General features: G+C 43.9%; 20 protein-coding genes. 16 read left to right on the top strand and 4 right to left on the bottom strand.

The window, feature by feature from the left end; genetic code table 11:
• Positions 1-281 precede the first annotated feature (281 nt).
• Positions 282-1,820, top strand: coding sequence for a 4-alpha-glucanotransferase (gene malQ / locus RFK25_RS05675; protein ID WP_332412169.1), 1,539 nt, complete (start codon positions 282-284; stop codon positions 1,818-1,820).
• A gap of 147 nt (positions 1,821-1,967) precedes the next feature.
• On the opposite strand, the gene RFK25_RS05680 is transcribed toward malQ, so the two are convergent.
• Positions 1,968-2,153: a hypothetical protein gene (locus RFK25_RS05680; RefSeq protein WP_332412172.1), complete on the bottom strand. Its 186-nt coding sequence runs from the start codon at positions 2,151-2,153 to the stop codon at positions 1,968-1,970.
• Positions 2,154-2,280: 127 nt separating this feature from the next.
• Between RFK25_RS05680 and RFK25_RS05685 the strand changes: the two genes are divergently transcribed.
• Positions 2,281-2,802, top strand: a complete 522-nt coding sequence (locus RFK25_RS05685; protein ID WP_332412174.1) for an ABC transporter permease — start codon at positions 2,281-2,283, stop codon at positions 2,800-2,802.
• A 49-nt stretch (positions 2,803-2,851) separates the two neighbouring features.
• Here RFK25_RS05685 and RFK25_RS05690 read toward each other — a convergent pair whose 3' ends face one another.
• Positions 2,852-4,264: an SH3 domain-containing protein gene (locus RFK25_RS05690; RefSeq protein WP_332412175.1), complete on the bottom strand. Its 1,413-nt coding sequence runs from the start codon at positions 4,262-4,264 to the stop codon at positions 2,852-2,854.
• Positions 4,265-4,404: 140 nt separating this feature from the next.
• Positions 4,405-6,093, bottom strand: a complete 1,689-nt coding sequence (gene argS / locus RFK25_RS05695) for an arginine--tRNA ligase (RefSeq protein ID WP_332412178.1) — start codon at positions 6,091-6,093, stop codon at positions 4,405-4,407.
• Between the two features lie 106 nt (positions 6,094-6,199).
• Between argS and argR the strand changes: the two genes are divergently transcribed.
• From argR to RFK25_RS05765, 14 genes are all read left to right on the top strand, one after another.
• Positions 6,200-6,640 carry an arginine repressor gene (argR, locus tag RFK25_RS05700; RefSeq protein WP_105125098.1) on the top strand — a complete coding sequence of 147 codons (441 nt, stop codon included), beginning with the start codon at positions 6,200-6,202 and terminating at the stop codon, positions 6,638-6,640.
• A 14-nt stretch (positions 6,641-6,654) separates the two neighbouring features.
• Positions 6,655-9,195, top strand: coding sequence for a DNA mismatch repair protein MutS (mutS, locus tag RFK25_RS05705; protein ID WP_332412181.1), 2,541 nt, complete (start codon positions 6,655-6,657; stop codon positions 9,193-9,195).
• A 287-nt stretch (positions 9,196-9,482) separates the two neighbouring features.
• Positions 9,483-9,926, top strand: coding sequence for a LytTR family DNA-binding domain-containing protein (locus RFK25_RS05710; RefSeq protein ID WP_332412183.1), 444 nt, complete (start codon positions 9,483-9,485; stop codon positions 9,924-9,926).
• Positions 9,923-10,363: a DUF3021 domain-containing protein gene (locus RFK25_RS05715; protein WP_332412185.1), complete on the top strand. Its 441-nt coding sequence runs from the start codon at positions 9,923-9,925 to the stop codon at positions 10,361-10,363. The genes RFK25_RS05710 and RFK25_RS05715 overlap by 4 nt, the downstream gene beginning before the upstream one ends.
• 33 nt (positions 10,364-10,396) lie before the next feature.
• Complete coding sequence (locus RFK25_RS05720; protein WP_332412186.1) at positions 10,397-10,570, top strand: hypothetical protein; 174 nt, start codon at positions 10,397-10,399, stop codon at positions 10,568-10,570.
• A 140-nt stretch (positions 10,571-10,710) separates the two neighbouring features.
• Positions 10,711-12,882 (top strand): anaerobic ribonucleoside-triphosphate reductase, encoded by a 2,172-nt coding sequence (gene nrdD, locus RFK25_RS05725; protein ID WP_332412188.1) that lies wholly within the window; start codon positions 10,711-10,713, stop codon positions 12,880-12,882.
• A 103-nt stretch (positions 12,883-12,985) separates the two neighbouring features.
• The gene (locus tag RFK25_RS05730; RefSeq protein WP_332412189.1) at positions 12,986-13,120 is read left to right on the top strand and encodes a hypothetical protein; all 135 of its coding nucleotides are present in this window, start codon (positions 12,986-12,988) and stop codon (positions 13,118-13,120) included.
• 1 nt (position 13,121) lies between these two features.
• The gene (locus RFK25_RS05735; protein WP_332412190.1) at positions 13,122-14,468 is read left to right on the top strand and encodes a bifunctional metallophosphatase/5'-nucleotidase; all 1,347 of its coding nucleotides are present in this window, start codon (positions 13,122-13,124) and stop codon (positions 14,466-14,468) included.
• Between the two features lies 1 nt (position 14,469).
• A complete protein-coding gene (locus tag RFK25_RS05740) occupies positions 14,470-14,961 on the top strand; it encodes a GNAT family N-acetyltransferase (RefSeq protein ID WP_332412192.1) in 492 nt (163 codons plus the stop codon).
• A 15-nt stretch (positions 14,962-14,976) separates the two neighbouring features.
• Entirely contained in the window at positions 14,977-15,549 is a 573-nt protein-coding gene (gene nrdG / locus RFK25_RS05745) for an anaerobic ribonucleoside-triphosphate reductase activating protein (protein ID WP_332412193.1), read from the top strand.
• Complete coding sequence (locus RFK25_RS05750; protein WP_332412195.1) at positions 15,546-16,100, top strand: GNAT family N-acetyltransferase; 555 nt, start codon at positions 15,546-15,548, stop codon at positions 16,098-16,100. Before nrdG ends, RFK25_RS05750 begins: the two co-directional genes overlap by 4 nt.
• Before the next feature lie 560 nt (positions 16,101-16,660).
• Complete coding sequence (locus tag RFK25_RS05755) at positions 16,661-16,954, top strand: type II toxin-antitoxin system RelB/DinJ family antitoxin (protein ID WP_053864634.1); 294 nt, start codon at positions 16,661-16,663, stop codon at positions 16,952-16,954.
• On the top strand, positions 16,951-17,289 hold the full coding sequence (locus RFK25_RS05760; RefSeq protein WP_104931109.1) for a hypothetical protein: 339 nt from the start codon (positions 16,951-16,953) through the stop codon (positions 17,287-17,289). Before RFK25_RS05755 ends, RFK25_RS05760 begins: the two co-directional genes overlap by 4 nt.
• Position 17,290: 1 nt before the next feature.
• Positions 17,291-17,689: an LptM family lipoprotein gene (locus RFK25_RS05765; RefSeq protein ID WP_332412199.1), complete on the top strand. Its 399-nt coding sequence runs from the start codon at positions 17,291-17,293 to the stop codon at positions 17,687-17,689.
• A 27-nt stretch (positions 17,690-17,716) separates the two neighbouring features.
• On the opposite strand, the gene RFK25_RS05770 is transcribed toward RFK25_RS05765, so the two are convergent.
• Positions 17,717-18,232: a hypothetical protein gene (locus RFK25_RS05770; protein ID WP_332412201.1), complete on the bottom strand. Its 516-nt coding sequence runs from the start codon at positions 18,230-18,232 to the stop codon at positions 17,717-17,719.
• Positions 18,233-18,241 lie beyond the last annotated feature (9 nt).

Raw genomic sequence — 18,241 nt, forward strand, 5'->3', positions numbered from 1 at the left:
ATGTTCATCTGCTTTCTATACTGAGTTGGGGAATTCTAGTATATCAGACGAACATGTCTTTTTTGTTGCACTTCATTTTACAACACGGGAAAAATTTTTAGATCAATATAAACTGTATAAAAGAATTTTTGATATATAATGAAGAAACCTGTAAAATTGCTGAAATTGTCTGATTTAATTTTGAAAAAAACTTGATTTGTTACCGTTTTCATTATATAATGATAAAAAGCAATCGTTTGCATCCTATTTATGATTAATTAGAAAGATATGGGGAAGATTTTATGAAAGAACGCCAAAGTGGAGTGCTTATGCACATTTCATCTTTACCTGGAAAATACGGCATTGGTTCTATGGGACAGGCTGCCTATGACTTTGTTGATTTTTTAGAAAGAACCAAGCAACGCTACTGGCAGATTTTGCCTTTAGGAACGACTAGTTATGGTGACTCGCCTTACCAGTCTTTCTCTGCCTTTGCGGGCAATACTCACTTTATCGACTTTGATTTTCTGATTGAAAAGGGCTGGTTGACCGAGGAAGATGTAGCAGGAATTGACTTTGGCGACAAGGATACAGAAGTGGATTATGCCAAGGTCTTTTACGGTCGACGTCCTGTCTTGGAAAAGGCTGTGAGGGCGATAAAGGCAGAGGGGGTACCGGCGGATTACTGGTCTTTTGCTGAGGAAAATGGTTTTTGGTTGCACACTTTTGCAGAGTACATGGCTATCAAAGAGCATTTTGACAATAAGCCCTGGATTGATTGGGAGGATCAAGGAGCTCGCCTGCGCTATCATGATACATTAGAGTATTACCGTCAGCTCTTAGCGGAGCAGATGGATTACCACCGCATCACCCAGTATTTGTTCTTCAGTCAGTGGTATGCATTGAAGGCTTACGCCAATGCCAAAGGTGTTGAGTTTGTTGGGGATATGCCGATTTATATCGCGGCTGATTCTGCGGATATGTGGGCCAATCCACACTTCTTCAAGACAGACGAAGAAGGCAAGCCAAGTGTGGTTGCCGGCTGTCCACCAGATGCCTTTTCAGAAATTGGTCAGCTCTGGGGCAATCCAATTTATGACTGGGAAGCTATGAAGCAGGATGGCTTTACTTGGTGGGTGGCTCGTTTGCGTGAATCCTTTAAGATTTATGACATGGTTCGAATTGACCACTTTATCGGCTTTGCTTCTTTCTGGGAAATTCCAGCAGGGGAGGAAACAGCGGTCAATGGCTACCGCGTGGAAGCGCCAGGTTTCGAACTCTTTGAAACCATCAAGTACCACTTGGGCGATTTGAATATTATTGCGGAAGATTTGGGAACTGTGACAGATAAGGTTATTCAATTGCGTGAAAGGACTGGGTTCCCAGGCATGAAAGTCTTGCAGTTTGCCTTCGACCCTGAGGGTGACAGCATTGAAATGCCGCACAACCACCGCAACAATGTCGTAGCCTATACTGGCACCCATGATAATGATACTATTCTGGGTTGGTATGAGAGCGAACTGTCTGACGAGGGTAAGGAATTCTTAGACAAGTACAGCAATCGTCGTGAGGATGAAGGGGTTAGCCATGCTCTGTTCCGCCTGCTTTTCGGTTCTCCAGCCTTTATGGCTGTGGCTACCATGCAGGACTTGCTCGGCTTGGATGGGTCAGCTCGTATGAACCTGCCAAACACACTTGGTGGTAACTGGACTTGGAGGATGACTGCCGACCAGCTCACCCCTGCCATTGAGGCGGAATTGCTTGATTTGACAGTGACCTACCGCCGTGAGAATGCCATTGTCAAAGCGAAAGAACAAGAAAAGACAGAAACATCAGCCTAGGCTGGTGTTCTTTGTAAAGACTGGCAAAGAGTATAGAGATTGAAGATTAGATAGTCACCATTATTGATTGGTTTTTTCAACTTTTTCCAAAATCTTGCCTCTAAATAAGAAGAATCTCCTCTAGGTCAGGCTTAGAGGAGATTCTTCTTATTTCTTCTGCTTACGGACGTAGAGCCAGTAGCTAATCCAGTAGTAGATAGTGTAGCAGAGGCAGGCTATGATAGTCCAAAAGAAAAATGTATTCAGCACTTTAGCAAGACTTGGCAATAACCAGTTAATCAGTAGCGTAACTACAAAAATAATCACTCCGATATAGGTAGGCAATTTCTTCATGAGTTTTCCTCCGTGCTACTTTTCTTTATTATAGCATTTTAATATATATATTTCAACTTGTTCACAAAATCACATTGACAAAGCATGTTTTTTGGAGTAGAATAAGACTAAAATTAGGAGGTACTATATGAAAAGACCGATTCATTTATATATTTTTGTGATACTGTCCAGTATTGCCAGTATTTTAAGGCTGTTCAGTGCCTTTGTTTCGACATTTAACGAGGAGCAACTTCGCACATACATGCAGGGAGCTGTTGGGGTTGATGTGGAAGAGTTAATTCTTGTTTCGCGCGAAACAGCCAATTTCCAGACGGGTATCATTCAAAAGATTGCAGCCCTAATCCTGTTTGGTCTATTGATTGCGGTCATTGTCTTCCTATTCATGAAGAAAAATGAGCTGGCTTCCTATCTCTACATTGGCTATCTATTTTCAACCTTACTGCTGAATACCTATAGCTACCTAGCAGGTAAGGGGATTGCGCAACTCTACTCAGATGCAACAATGCGTGATGTGACAGCAGCAGGTATGCTAGGGGCTTACATTATCAATATTGTCTTATTTGCCATTTACTTTGGTGTGACCATTTTCTTCCATCTGCGTAAGCCAAAGGAACAGCCAAGTACAGCTATCAATTCTACCGATATTTAATCATCCAAAAAACTGCATGGTGCATAGTGACCCTGCAGTTTCTTTGTTTTTATGGAATGGCAATGTAGCGACGGGCTCCAGAAAAGCTGACATAGCTAATCCATTGACGGCCTTCGGCTGTGACAACCCGGTCATAGCGGACAGAAGAACCAGCACCGTAGTAGGTGATTTCACTTGCGGACTGGCTAGGGCGATTGCGGACAATGGCTTTGCTAGAGAAGGTGTAGGTACCGGAGGCTGGAAGGTTTTTATTTGTTTGAGTTGCTTGCTGTGGTGCAGGACTTACTTCTACTTGTTTGATAGGAATGTAGCGTCTTTGACCACTATAGCTGAGGTAGCTAATCCACTGGTAGCCATCAGCTGTTAGAACCCGGTCGTAACGTACGCTCTCACCGGCATAATAGTAATCCAAGGTTGTGCTAGATTGTTTGGCTTCATTTTTAATTGGCGCTTGTTGGGTGAAGGTATAGACACCGCTGTTTGCTAAGCCAGCTGCCTGAGTAGGTGCAGTGCTAGTTTGACTGACAGGGGAGCTAGCTAGATCCTTGAAGTGAATGTAGCCACTGACAGAGTTTTTATGAATCATTCGACGACCGTAGGTGTATCGAGTACCGTAGTTGTATTCTTCAATTTCGACCATGTCACCTTGGATGCTAGATACCCAGGCAACGTGCATAGGTGAGGTCCACCAAGCTACTGCTCCCACGGCAGGGTTCATATCCACGCGGTAACCTTCACGCTGCGCTCGGTATCCCCAGACATCCGCATTACCGTAAGCTGGTGGGATTTCAAAACCGTTGACTTTACTGAGGCGAAAGGCTACAAAAGAAGTACATTGACGGGTGTAGAGCCTCCAGGGGTCAATAGCGTCAACCGCTGTATAAGGATAATCATCCCCCAAGGCACTGGTGGAGCTGGAACGTGTGCTGGCAGTACGAGTTTGGGTAGTCAGTCGAGTTCTGGTGGTGTTGGTTTGTGTTTGGGTGTTTGATTTTTGGGAAATGGCAGGGCTACTTGTTGATGAAGTATTAGTTTGACTTTGGTTGGTACTTGTTTGTCTAGTCTGACTTTGACCTTGCTGTGAGGAAGGTGCTGTTTGTTGAGAACGCGTTTGACTAGCTGGACTAGTTGATGGAGTGGTTGTTTGAATGGGCTTAATTGCTGATGTTGCTGTACCCGTAACGTTTTTTTCTTGCGATATTTGTTCTGTATTGGATTTAGTAGATGGTGTAGTGTTTGTTTGGTTTGTACTAGATTGACTAACTTGATTGTTTTTTTGTTCAGTAGTGCTACTTGTTGTTTGGGCTATAGTTGGGCTTGTAGATGGACTAGTTGTCGTATTTGCACTAGCTACTGGTCCAGCAGTCAGGCAGGCGTGGGCTAGTAGGACAGAAGCGGCACCGAGAGAATAAGTGCGGATAGAAAAGCGTGGTTGATTTGCTGTAAGTGGTGTTTGTGTCATTCAGACTCCTTTGATGATTTTTTTGTAGGGGGTTATTCCCCCTCGCTACCTCTATTCGCACTTGTCTGATAAATTTTGAGAATTTTTTTGTCGCTGATGATAAAAAATCCTCAACCAGTAGGATTGAGGATAGTTTAGTATTACATTTTCTCTGGAGCTTTTACGCCGAGGAGGCGAAGGGCTTCTTTTAGGACGACACCAGTTGCGTAGGCAAGTGCCAAGCGGCTGTCACGCTCTGGGTTTTCATCCAAGATACGCGTGTGTGCGTAGTACTTGTTGAAGGCTTGAGCTAGGTTGATAGCGTATTTGGCGATAAGTGATGGGTCAAATTTATCACCGGCACGTTCAACAAGGTTTGAGAAGTTTTGGATGTGCTTGATGATGTCCCAGCTTTCTGCGTCAGCTAGCTTGTAGTCATTTTCTGCGTTTGGTACAAAGTTTGCCTTGCGTAGGATAGACTGGATGCGGGCGTATGCGTATTGTACATAAGGACCTGTTTCACCCTCGAAGGAAACCATAGCTTCCAAGTCGAAGTCGTAGCCGTTGTCACGGTCGGTCTTGAGGTCGTAGAACTTCACAGCGCCGACACCAACTGCGTGTGCCACTTCTTCCTTGTTTTCAAGGTCAGGGTTTTTAGCTTCAATTTGAGTAAGGGCGCGTGAAATAGCTTCGTCAAGAGTTGGCTCGAGTAGGATGATATTTCCTTTACGAGTAGAGAGTTTTTTCTTGTCCTTGGTAACCAGACCGAAGGTGATATGGGTCATATCGTCGCTCCAGTCGAAATCCATTTCTTTCAAGACAGCCTTGAGTTGTTTGAAGTGGTTGATTTGCTCCTGACCAACGACATAGATGCTTTTCACGAAGTCGTAAGTACGTTTGCGGTACATAGCTGTTGCCATGTCACGTGTGATGTAGAGGGTAGCGCCATCTGTCTTCATGATGAGGGCTGGTGGAAGATTGTAGCTTTCAAGGTCAACGATTCTCGCACCTTTAGATTCTTGAAGAAGTCCTTTTTCTTCTAAGATTTGGATACCTTCGTCCATCTTATCGTTGTAGAAGGCCTCACCGTTATAGCTGTCGAATGTTACATCAAGTTTGTCGTAAATGCGGTTGAATTCGACCAAGCTCTCATCACGGAACCATTGCCACAATTCATGCGCTTCTGGGTCGCCGTCTTCCAATTTTTTGAACCATTGGCGTGCTTCGTCGTCCAACTCAGGTTTTTCTTCTGCCTCAGCATTGATACGGACATAGAGTTTAAGAAGTTCTGAGATTGGGTCAGCTTCGACCGCAGCCTTGTCACCCCAGAGTTTGTAGGCAACAATCAACATACCAAATTGTTTGCCCCAGTCACCCAAGTGGTTGATACGGATTGGCTTGTAGCCTAGTTTTTCGTGGATGTTGGCAAGGGCATCGCCGATAACGGTTGAACGCAAATGTCCAACTGAGAATGGTTTGGCAATGTTTGGGCTAGACATGTCGATGGTTACATTGCGTCCTTGACCGATGTTGAGTTTACCGTATTGGTCTTTTTCAGTAATAACATCTGTCAAGACTTGGTGGGAGATAGCAGCCTTGTCCAAGAAGAAGTTGACGTAAGGACCGGTAGCTACAACCTTTTCAAAGCCAGTAGTGTCTAGTTTTTCAACGATGTCTGCGGCGATAGCCTGTGGAGCCTTTCGTTCTACTTTGGCAAGTGAGAAGGCAGGGAAGGCGATGTCACCCATTTCTGATGATTTCGGTTTTTCTAGCAGATTGTAGATAGCTTCTACTTCCAAACTCGGAAGGATGGCGGCTAGTCTTTCTGCAATCACTTGTTTTTGATTCATATAGGATTTCCTCCAACGTTATTGATTCTATTTTATCACATTTCTAGGTCAATAGCGGTGAAAAGTGTTATAATATTTTTATAAATATACATTCTGAGGTAAGATGATGAATAAAGCAGGGCGACATGAATTGATAAAAAACATGATTCATCAAGAGAAGATTGGACGCCAAACGGATATTCAGAAAAGGCTTGAGAGTCAGGGGATTATTGTAACTCAGACAACCTTGTCTCGTGATTTGCGTGAATTGGGTGTCATCAAAATTCATGAGAATGGTCGTTCCTTCTATTCTTTAGCGATTGAAGAAGAGGGAGTGAATTTCGTTGAATTATTGGCCCAATATGCTTATAAGGTTGAGCGAGCGAGTTTTATTTTGGTTCTTCATTCTGACTTGGGTGAAGCGGCCTTGATGGCTAATATTATTGATGCAGAGAAGCCATCGTCTATTTTGGGAACCTTGGCTGGTGCAGATACGCTGTTGGTTATCTGTCGTGATGAAGAGGCAGCCCAGCAGGTCGAAGCTGAGATCAATCATTATTTGGAGTAGAATTGAGAGGAAGAATGGCAGTAGAGAAAATTTCTCCAGGCATGCAGCAGTATCTGGATATCAAAGCAAACTATCCAGATGCTTTTTTGCTCTTTCGCATGGGTGACTTTTATGAATTGTTTTACGAGGATGCAGTAGAGGCTGCACAGATTTTAGAACTATCCTTGACCAGTCGGAATAAAAATGCGGAAAATCCCATTCCTATGGCAGGTGTTCCCTATCATGCAGCCCAGCAGTACATTGATACGCTTGTTGAACTGGGGCACAAGGTGGCCATTGCTGAGCAGATGGAGGATCCCAAGCAGGCAGTCGGCGTGGTCAAACGGGAAGTAGTGCAGGTCATCACACCTGGTACGGTCATGGATTCTACCAAAATGGGAGCCGATAGCAACTACCTGGTCACTATTGACCGTCAGGGTGTGCAGTTCGCACTTTCTTATATGGATGTGTCAACAGGTCAGTTTTTTGTGACTAGTTTGGACGATTTTACTAGTCTTTGCGGTGAAATTCGTAACTTGAGGGCGCGGGAATTGGTCATCGGCTATGCTCTGTCGGAGGAAGAAAAGCAGGTCTTTTCAAACCAGATGAACCTCCTGCTCTCTTTTGAGGATGAGGTGACGGAAGATGTCCAGCTGATTGACAATTCCTTGACAGACTTGGAAAAGGCTGCGGCGGGCAAACTTCTTAGCTACCTACATCGGACACAGATGCGGGACTTGAGCCACTTGCAAAAGGTGGTCCACTATGAAATCAAGGACTATCTGCAAATGGACTATGCAACCAAGTCCAGTCTAGACTTGCTTGAAAACGGTCGGACAGGCAAGAAGCACGGTAGCTTGTACTGGTTGTTGGATGAAACTAAGACAGCTATGGGCATGCGGCTCTTGCGGGTTTGGATTGACAGACCACTGATTGATCTCAAGCGGATTGAAAGCCGGCAGGCTGTTGTGCAGGTTTTTCTGGATTACTTCTTTGAGCGGAGTGATTTGGTAGAAGCCTTGAAAGGTGTCTATGACATCGAACGCTTGTCCAGTCGGGTATCCTTTGGCAAGACCTTGCCCAAGGATCTCCTACAACTTTCTCAGACCCTTGGAAATGTCCCTGCTATCAAGAATATCTTGCTACAAATGGATCAGTCTGCCTTGACTAGCTTGGTGGCAGGTCTGGATCCAATCCCAGAACTACATGCCCTTATCAGCTCTGCTATTGACCCAGAAGCCCAAGGAGCTATTACAGACGGAAACATCATCCGCACGGGCTTTGATGAAACCTTGGACCAGTACCGTCTGGTCATGCGTGAGGGTGCGGGCTGGATTGCGGAGATTGAGGCCAAGGAGCGTGAAGCGTCTGGTATCAATAATCTCAAGATTGATTACAACAAAAAAGACGGTTACTACTTCCATGTGACCAATTCCAATCTGGCCAATGTACCAAGTCACTTCTTCCGCAAGGCAACCTTGAAGAATTCGGAGCGGTTTGGGACGGAGGAGTTGGCTAAAATCGAAGGGCAGATGTTGGAAGCCCGTGATAAGTCGTCTAACCTAGAGTACGAGATTTTCATGCGGATTCGCCAAGAGGTTGAAAAATACATCAGTCGCTTGCAGAAGTTGGCTCGGACCATTGCAACCATTGATGTCTTGCAGGCTTTTGCGGTTGTGGCGGAGCAGCAGCACTGGGTCTGCCCACAGTTCAATGCGGATAAGCTGTTGGATATTGAGCGTGGTCGTCACGCTGTGGTGGAGAAGGTCATGGGCAAGCAGACCTATATTCCCAACTCTATTCAGCTGGACCAGGCTACCACCATGCAGCTGATTACAGGGCCTAACATGAGTGGTAAATCGACCTATATGCGTCAGCTGGCAGTCATCGTCATTCTGGCACAGATGGGTTCCTATGTACCAGCAGACCAGGCGACCCTACCAGTCTTTGATGCTATTTTCACCCGTATTGGTGCAGCAGATGACCTAGTCAGCGGTCAATCGACCTTTATGGTAGAGATGATGGAGGCCAACAAGGCAGTCCGCTTGGCAACAGACCAGTCCCTAATTCTCTTTGATGAGCTGGGTCGGGGAACAGCCACTTACGACGGCATGGCTCTGGCCCAGTCTATCATCGAGTACATTCACGACAAGATTGGTGCCAAAACCCTCTTTGCTACCCACTACCACGAGTTGACCGAGCTCAGCCAGACCCTGTCAGGCCTTGAAAATGTCCATGTATCGACCTGGGAGGAGGACGGCCAAGTGACCTTCCTCCACAAGATTGCCCAAGGCCCAGCCGACAAGTCCTACGGAATTCATGTGGCTAAGATTGCGGGAATGCCAGAGGAGTTACTAGAGCGGGCGGATAGGATTTTGCAGACGCTTGAAAACCAAGCCCCTACTGCACCAGCAAAACCAGCTCCATCAGTGGTGGCAGAACCGTCTGGTCAAATCGACCTCTTCGCAGACACACCTTCTCACCCAGTCCTCGAAGAATTAGAAAAACTGGACATCTACAATATGACCCCTATGGAAGTTATGATGGCTGTGGCAGAACTGAAGAAGAAATTATAATATAGTCATTTAGTTTGCTTTATTACTTCGTTAACTCACTTTGCCGTACTCCAGTTATGTCTACGGCTGTTGATGCGAACTTTGTTCGCTTTATTTCCAACCTCTAACTGTTCCCCAGACAGTTAGAGGTTGGAAATAAAGCAAACTAAAAGACTATACAATGAAGGTCAGAACAGCTGTTCTGGCTTTTTTGCCGTTTAGTGCTGGAAAACGACCACATAGCCAAAAGCCCTTGAAACCTGTAAAGAAATGGTGTTTAATAGGGTCAGAAAGAGAAAGGAGAGAATATGAAAGTAAAACTAGCTATTTCACCAGAAATTTTGGAAGATTTGGTGACTATTGAAGCACAGGCTATGTCTGAGCAGGTTAGTCACTTGATGACCTATATTCAAAACTTGGATAAGCAGAGATCCAGTCTTACTGTCAAAAAAGGGGAACAGGTTTATCTTGTGGAGCATGATGAGATTGTCAGACTCTACTTGGAAGGTAAGGTTTTACAGGTGGAAACAGTAGAAACTACCTATACTTCCAACCTGCGTTTATATCAGGTTAAGGAGGACTTGCCGGCAAACTTTTTACAAATCTCCCAGTCGGAAATTATTCACATCAAGCAATTGGACCACCTCAAGCTGACCGCCAACGGTCTGGTCAAGCTGGTCATGAAGAATGGCTCGGTTACCTACTCATCCCGTCGCTATCTAAAAACTATCAAAGAAAGGTTAGGACTATGAAAAAATACATCTTATCAGCCAGTTTAGGCATTGCAATCGGAACTATTATCTCCATTATCACATCAGCCGTCTTCGGACAGGGAACCTACCTCCCTCTAAATCCCTTTTCAACCATGGGGGCTTACTACCTGAGCAACTTTAATCAAGTAACCGTCATGCTGATTTGTGTAGTCATTTGGGCAGCAATCGGTCTCTTGTTCCAGCTGGCAGACAAGATTTTTGAACAGGACTGGAGCCTTTTGCGAATGACGGCAACGCATTTTTGCATCACAGCTTTAGGCTTTACACCGCTGGGCATTTTGGCTGGCTGGTTTCCCGTGAAACTTGGGGCCCTTCTCTTTTTCTGGCTCATCTTTGTCTTGGTATACGCTCTGCTATTTTTCCTAAACTATCGGAAAATGGAACGGCAAATCAAGGACATCAACGGTCGTTTGTAGTATAATAGCACTATCATTTTGTTGGAGTGTTTTATGAAAATTATTTTGACAATTGTCTATAGCTTGGGAGTGGTGTGGAATATCCTCTTTCTTGCGATGAATGTTGGCAGAATTCCTGTCATCAACTTGCTTTGGCCTGCTGTGATTTTAGTGGCATGTGCCATCAATTTGTACTTTTTATGGACCAGAAAACAAGAGTCAGATTAGGCTCTTGTTTTCATTTTTTTTCAGAAACGAAGTCTATATTTAGTGCAAATTTTCTATTTTTATATTTTTTGACACAAGATATTGATTTTTAATTTGTGAAATGTTACACTAGTAGCAGTGAAAAAATGGAGGCCAGTCAGATGAAGAAGCGAGAAAATGATGTAGAAAAACTGAATTTAGTCGTCTTGAAACGGGACGGTCGAATGGTGTCTTTTGACGAGCAAAAGATTTTTTCTGCTCTTTCGCGGGCCAATCAGGAATTGGAACACCCTGTGTCAGAGGCTGGTCTGCGACTGGTTTTGGAGGCAAGCTTGCAAGAGATTGGCCGCCGTTTTACAGGCGATATTCAGATTTATGAAATCCAGACTATTGTGGAGCAGGAGTTGCTCAAGGCTCATTTGTATGAGCTGGCAGAGCGGTATATCCAATACCGGACCCAGCGGGATTTTCGACGTCATCAGGCGACGGATATTAACTTTGAAATCCACAAGCTATTGAGCAAGGATCAGGCCTTGGTCAACGAAAATGCCAACAAGGATGCGGATGTTTTCAATACTCAACGGGACCTGACAGCAGGTATTGTCGGAAAGTCTATCGGTCTCAAACTCTTGCCAGCTCATGTGGCCAATGCCCATCAAAAGGGGGACATCCATTATCACGACTTGGATTACAGCCCTTATACTCCCATGACTAACTGTTGTTTGATTGATTTTAAGGGGATGTTGGCTCAGGGATTTAAGATTGGGAATGCGGATGTGGAAAGTCCCAAATCGATTCAGACGGCTACGGCACAAATTTCGCAGATCATTGCCAATGTATCCTCTAGTCAGTACGGGGGCTGCTCAGCAGATCGGATTGATGAGGTGTTGGCTCCTTATGCTGAACTTAATTATCAGAAGCATTTGAAGGAAGCGAAAGACTGGGTCTTGCCAGACAAGCAGGAAGACTACGCCCGTGCCAAGACGCAAAAGGATATCTACGATGCCATGCAGTCCTTGGAGTATGAGATTAACACCCTCTTCACATCCAACGGACAAACGCCTTTTACATCACTGGGTTTTGGTCTGGGGACCTCCTGGTTTGAACGGGAAATTCAAAAGGCCATTTTGAATATTCGTATCAAGGGTCTGGGACGCGAAGGTCGGACAGCCATTTTTCCCAAGCTGATTTTCACAGTTAAACGAGGCTTGAACTTGGAGCCTGATTCGCCTAACTACGACATCAAGCAGCTGGCGGTGGAATGTGCCACCAAGCGGATGTACCCAGATATGCTGTCTTATGACAAGATTGTCGAGTTGACAGGTTCTTTCAAGGTGCCAATGGGTTGCCGTTCCTTCTTACAAGGTTGGCAGGATGAAAACGGTCAGGATGTGACATCCGGGCGGATGAACTTGGGTGTCGTGACCGTCAATCTGCCACGGATTGCCATGGAGTCTGCAGGAGATATGGATAAGTTCTGGGAAATCTTTGCAGAACGCATGGCTATTGCCAAGGATGCCTTAGTTTACCGTGTGGAGCGGGTCAAGGAGGCGACCCCTGCCAATGCACCGATTTTGTATCAGTACGGGGCTTTTGGCAAGCGACTGGCCAAGACCGATGCGGTGGATGAGGTTTTCAAACATCGCAGAGCGACCATTTCGTTGGGCTATATCGGACTTTATGAAGTAGCAGCTGTTTTCTACGGTGGTCAGTGGGAGGATAATCCAGAGGCAAAAGATTTCACGGTGGATATTATCAAGAAAATGAAAAACTTGGTTGAAGATTGGTCGGATGAATATGGTTATCATTTCTCTGTTTATTCGACCCCATCGGAAAGTCTGACAGACCGCTTCTGCCGCATGGATACGGACAAGTTTGGTCTGGTCGAAAACATCACCGACAAGCAGTATTACACCAATTCCTTCCACTATGATGTGCGGAAAAATCCGACTCCCTTTGAAAAATTGGATTTTGAAAAGGTCTATGTGGAGGCGGGTGCCAGCGGTGGCTTTATCCACTACTGTGAATACCCTGTACTGCAACAAAATCCAAAGGCCTTGGAGGCTGTTTGGGACTATGCCTATGACCGTGTAGGCTATCTGGGGACCAATACCCCGATTGACCATTGCTATTCCTGTGATTTTGAAGGGGATTTTGAGCCAATGGAGCGTGGCTTCAAGTGTCCAAACTGTGGCAATAGCGACCCCAAAACAGTTGATGTTGTCAAGCGGACCTGTGGTTACCTAGGAAATCCGCAGGCCAGACCTATGGTCAACGGACGCCACAAGGAAATTATTTCTCGTGTCAAACACATGAATGGGTCTAGTTTATAAAGAATGGACATGAGGGCTTCCGTGGTTTTGAGGAACTACGGAAGTTTGTTATAATAGAGGGAAAATATAATAGCTCTGCTATGTTCAACAAAGGAGAAAATCAATGGGAAAATACCAACTAGACGATAAGGGCAAGGCCTTGGTGACACGCTATCACGAGAAGAATTCCAGTGTGAAGCAGGACAAGAAGGCGCGTGTGCAGGAATTGCTCAAGCAAGCCAAGAATAAGAAGAAATAGTATGGACTTTACAGATATCAGCATTCTCCATACCAATGATATGCATTCCTACATGGAGAATTTTCCAAAGAAAGCCCAGCTGATTGCGGATATTCGAGCTGACAATGAGAAAAAGGGGATTCCAACCTTTGTTTTTGACAGCGGCGATCTCTTTTCGGGCAATATCTTTTTCAATATGTACCGAGGGGTCAAGGAAATCGAGTTGATGAACCGAATCGGTTGCCAGGCCATGACCTTGGGCAATCATGAGTTTGATCACGGAGATGAACTGCTCAGTCGCTTGGATGACTTTGCCCAGTTTCCAATCGTGTCCTCCAATCTCCGCTACCGTGACGAGGAGGCAGCAGATGAATTGGTGCCGCTGGAGGATGTCCTAGAATTTGATATGAATGGGCAGTCCTTGTATGTCCTCGGTTTGACTACCTTGGAAACCCAGGAGGTTGCTTCACCGTCGGAGAATGTGATTTTTGAAGACCATAAACAAGCTCTACGAAGAATGGTGAATCAGGTTCTTGCCAAGGATCCACAGGCTCATGTGGTTTTGCTCAGTCATCTGGGCTATGATGAAGATGTGAATCTGGCCAAGGAATTTCCAGAAGTAAATGTCATCTTGGGCGGACACACCCACACGATTTTGAGAGAACCTAGTCAGGTGGACGGTGTCAGTATTTGTCAAGCAGGTCAGTACGGTCGCTTTGTCGGTCATCTATCTCTGCGGTGTTTTGCAGATGGACGGCATGAGGTCCTGAACTATGACTTGATTGAGGTGGAGCAGCTGACCGATGAGGATAGGGCGGTCAAAGCCATTATCGACCAGATGAAGTCGGAACGGGACGCAGCTTTTTCCCAACCGATAGCGACTCTGCCGCAGGCACTAGACGGAGAGCGGGACAGCATTCGTCAAGGGGTGTCCAGTCTAGCTCCTGTCATCTGTCAGGCTCTTTTTGAGCGGGCTGTCCAGTTGGGCTTGCAGGCGGATGGAGCGGTCATCAACGGCTTCGGCATTCGGGCTTCCTTGTCGGCGGGACCGATTTACTATTCGGACTTGGTCAAGGTTCTACCCTTTTCTAAGCGCGTGCTCTTGGTTGCTATCAAGGGTAGGGATTTAGTAGCTAGCCTCAAGACAGGCCTCCACCCTCAGATGTGGGGCATTGTCCAAAGTGGTGAGGATCTTTTGGCCAATGGCAGAGCTGTTGAGCCAGATAAGATCTATCAGATTGTGACTAATTCTTTTGTTTGGAGCGGTAAGGACAACTATGATGATTTCCACAAGGCAGAAATTGTGCAGGACTTGGGACTGGATATAGACATCATCAGTGAATTTTTCAAGAGACAATATGGAGACTAGTATGGAATTACGACGACCGACACCAGCAGATAGGGAAATGATTCTGGATATGCTAGCAGAGTTTGAAGCGGCAGGCTCAGCTATGGACGGAGGCTTTATCTCTAAAGATGTCGACTTTGAAGAATGGATTTTGAGAAACAAAGATTATGAGGCAGGTCTCAATCTACCAGACGGCTTTGTTCCTTCCATTCAATATGTGTCATTTGACCAGACTGGTCGAGCCCTTGGTTTTCTCAGTCTACGCCTACGGCTCAACGATTTCCTGCTCAATAAAGGCGGTCACATCGGATATTCCATTCGCCCGACCGAGCGAGGAAAGGGTTATGCCAAGGAACAACTTCGACTTGGTTTGCAGGAGGCGGCTAGTAAAAATATTTCCAAAGTCCTCGTGACCTGCTCGACAGACAATCAAGCCAGTCGTCGCACGATTGTGGCTTGTGGCGGTAGTCTAGAAGACACCCGCGAAGGAGTAGAACGTTACTGGATTGACTAAGTGAAGGAGGCAGCTATGACGGAAGAGACTTGGAACAATCCCAAGCCGGGCGAGTGGAAGAGTGAGGAACTCAGTCAGGGACGGATAATGGACTACAAGGCCTTTAATTTTGTGGACGGCGAAGGCGTTCGCTGTTCCCTCTATGTCAGCGGCTGCCCCTTTCACTGCCCCGGTTGCTACAATGTTGCCACCTGGTCCTTCAAGGCCGGCATTCCCTACACCAAGGAGCTGGAAGACCGCATTTTAGCAGACCTGGCCCAGCCCTATGTGCAGGGTCTGACCCTCTTGGGCGGAGAGCCCTTTCTCAATACAGGGACCGTCCTCCCTCTCGTCAAGCGAGTTCGGACGGAATTGCCAGACAAGGATATTTGGTCCTGGACAGGCTACACATGGGAAGAATTGATGCTGGAAACGCCAGACAAATTAGAACTGCTCAGCCAGTTGGACATTCTCGTAGATGGTCGCTATGACAAAAGCAAACGCAACCTCATGTTGCAATTTAGGGGCTCTTCCAACCAACGCATTATTGATGTCCAGCAGTCCCTCAAACAAGGACAGGTGGTTATCTGGGAAAGGTTACAGAAATGACAAAACTGAATTTTCTATTTTCGTCAACAGAAGATTTGACCGCTAAGCAGGTTCAAGCAATCAAACATTTGTTTGATAGAGAATATAGAGATGACTACGGAGAGTGGAATTTGAAGCAGCCCTATGGCTACGCGCCGCAAGACTATCATTTGTTAGCCTATCTAGGCGAGGACTTGGTGGGTCATATGGGCAGTCAGGTTCGTACTATTTCTGTAGGAGCTGAAGAGTGTCTTATTGCGGGAATTGGAGGAGTTTTAATAGCGCCAGAATTTCGTGGGAAAGGATTGGGGAGAGATATAATGACCCGCTTGTTAGAGGAAAATACGCAAACTTTAGCAGTTGATTTTTCTTATTTGGGCTGCCGAGAAGAAGTGGTTCCTTACTATGAGGTTTGTGGGTTTTCTCGAATCACTCGTGTGGAGACTCATGTTGACCGGCTGACAGGCAAGGAGCAACAGCAGATTTCGGCTACCATTATGATTGCATCGGCTAAGAAAGACAAAAAAGATTTTCCAGAAGGAGATATTGACCTCAAGGGACGAGCTTGGTAAAGGTGAGTGGGAGGGAGCGGGAAAGAACTCGACTGGTCAAAAAAGAGTTCGTCTTCCCGCCCCCCGCACAGTTGATTAGGTCAGATTTGGAGTGTAAAACACGAACAAATCTGCCAATCAACCACTGCGCTGAGATGTTGACACGAACCCTGAGAAGCGAGGTTGGGCTTTTTGCCCAGTCTCTTTTTTGAACAAATGTAGAACAAATCAACTTTAAAACAAGAAAAAGCCTTGATAAATCAAGACTTTCCTCATATCAACCAATCCTCCCTGTAGTCTTTTGGGGTTGATTGGATTAGATTATTAAATGTTAAATAACTAATGAAATCAAGGGTTTATCAATTTATTTTTTTATTAGATTTTTATTGAAAAAATATTTTTTTTGACCAAATTTTGACCAAATTTAGAATATACCAAAGAGAATTAGTTTGACTAGTTCTTTTTGTTATGTTTTAAAAAGAGCAGATATTGAAAAACCAATAAAAATAGTCGTCTTTCTTGAATAACAAACCAAAATGTGATACAATATATATACAATATGTAACAAAGAGGTATATATTATGTCAACTGTTGTAGTAAGAGTAGATGATAAACTAAAAGAGGATGCTGTTGACTTGTTTCAATCTTTAGGGTTGGATATGAGTACGGCTGTGAAGATGTTCCTTATCCAATCTGTTAAGACACAAAGTATTCCATTTGAAATTAAGAATAATTCAGTTGTATCTGATGAAGAATTTCAAAAATTGGTAGAATTAAAATCAAAGGGTATCTTAGTTAGTGCAGATAATCCTGGAAGTATTGAAAAATTCTTTGGAAATGAAGATTTTTCTGAATATGAGGAATATTTTAAATGAGTCAGATGGAAGTTTACTCTGTACTGGTTTCACGATATAATTATGCAGATGGTACAGGTTCAAAAATTCGTCCAGGGGTTGTTATCAAGTTTAATAATGAAATAATTCGAACTTATAGACTGACTAGTCAATACGAAAATAAGTCAGAATATATTAAGAGTCGGTATTTAGAAATCATAGATTGGGCTAAAGCAAAATTGAAAAAACCATCTTGGATAGATACAATACAGTATTATGATATTGAAAATAAAGGATTCAATATCAAAATTATTGGCAAGTTGAGTGATAGGGATGTTGCTCGATTGAAAGAGTTTATTAGGGATAGGGAGCTTTAAGATGAAAAAGATTATTGGTTTGGTTTCATTATTGATAGTGTCAGTTATGTTAGCAGCATGTGGTTCAACAACTGTTACAACAACTTTGGATGGTGATTATGTAGAGTATGTTGAGAAATCGAATAAAGGCAATTTACTTATTGGAGAGCAAGAATATGGTTTAGAGATTTCCGATAACAAAGGAAAAGATCTATACGAAGATGCTGATTTTACCATTGATACTGAGAAGAAAGTTATCACTTATCTCAATAAAGAAGGGTTTAGTCAGTTTAATAAAGAATTTACCTATACATTCGAAAATGATGTATTGGCATATGATGATAAGACTTATGTAAAAGTAGGTTCTGATAAATATAAGGAAATTCAAGCAGAAGTAGAAAAAAATCAAGGAGAAAAATAAACTCCTTGATTTTTTAGTTTGAAAAGATTATTCTGATATATCTGTATGGATCGTTTTATTGTCACTTTTTCCTACAATTTTTAAATCGACTAATTTTGCGATAAAATGATCTTTGAAAAAACCAATAAGAATAAGTGAAAAAAGTACAATTACTTCAGCAAATATAAATTGAGCCAAACCCAATAGAAGATAGTTAATAATTTTAAACTTATATTCTAAAAATGGTGTAGGTAATAATTTTTTTGAAAGATAAATTGAAAAGATAATAATATTACCGATAAGTTGAAAACTATTCTCTAATTTCATCCATTCTTCATAATTTATGATCTCATAGTGATTTTCTAATAATGAGTTAATACCTCTTGTGGAAAAAAGAGTTGAAAAAATTGCAAATAAAAGTAAATATACTTCCCAGTCATCAGTTGTGAAAAATGAAAGAAGAAGCACGATTACAGATACAGCTATTACAGAGTATATTAAAAATATTACATCAATGAAAAATCTTTTAATTTTATCCCATAGAATACCAAAAATTCTTTTCATAAATTCTCC

The sequence above is a fragment of the Streptococcus sp. SS-4456 genome, from assembly GCF_036680365.1.
In the GTDB taxonomy this organism is placed as follows: domain Bacteria; phylum Bacillota; class Bacilli; order Lactobacillales; family Streptococcaceae; genus Streptococcus.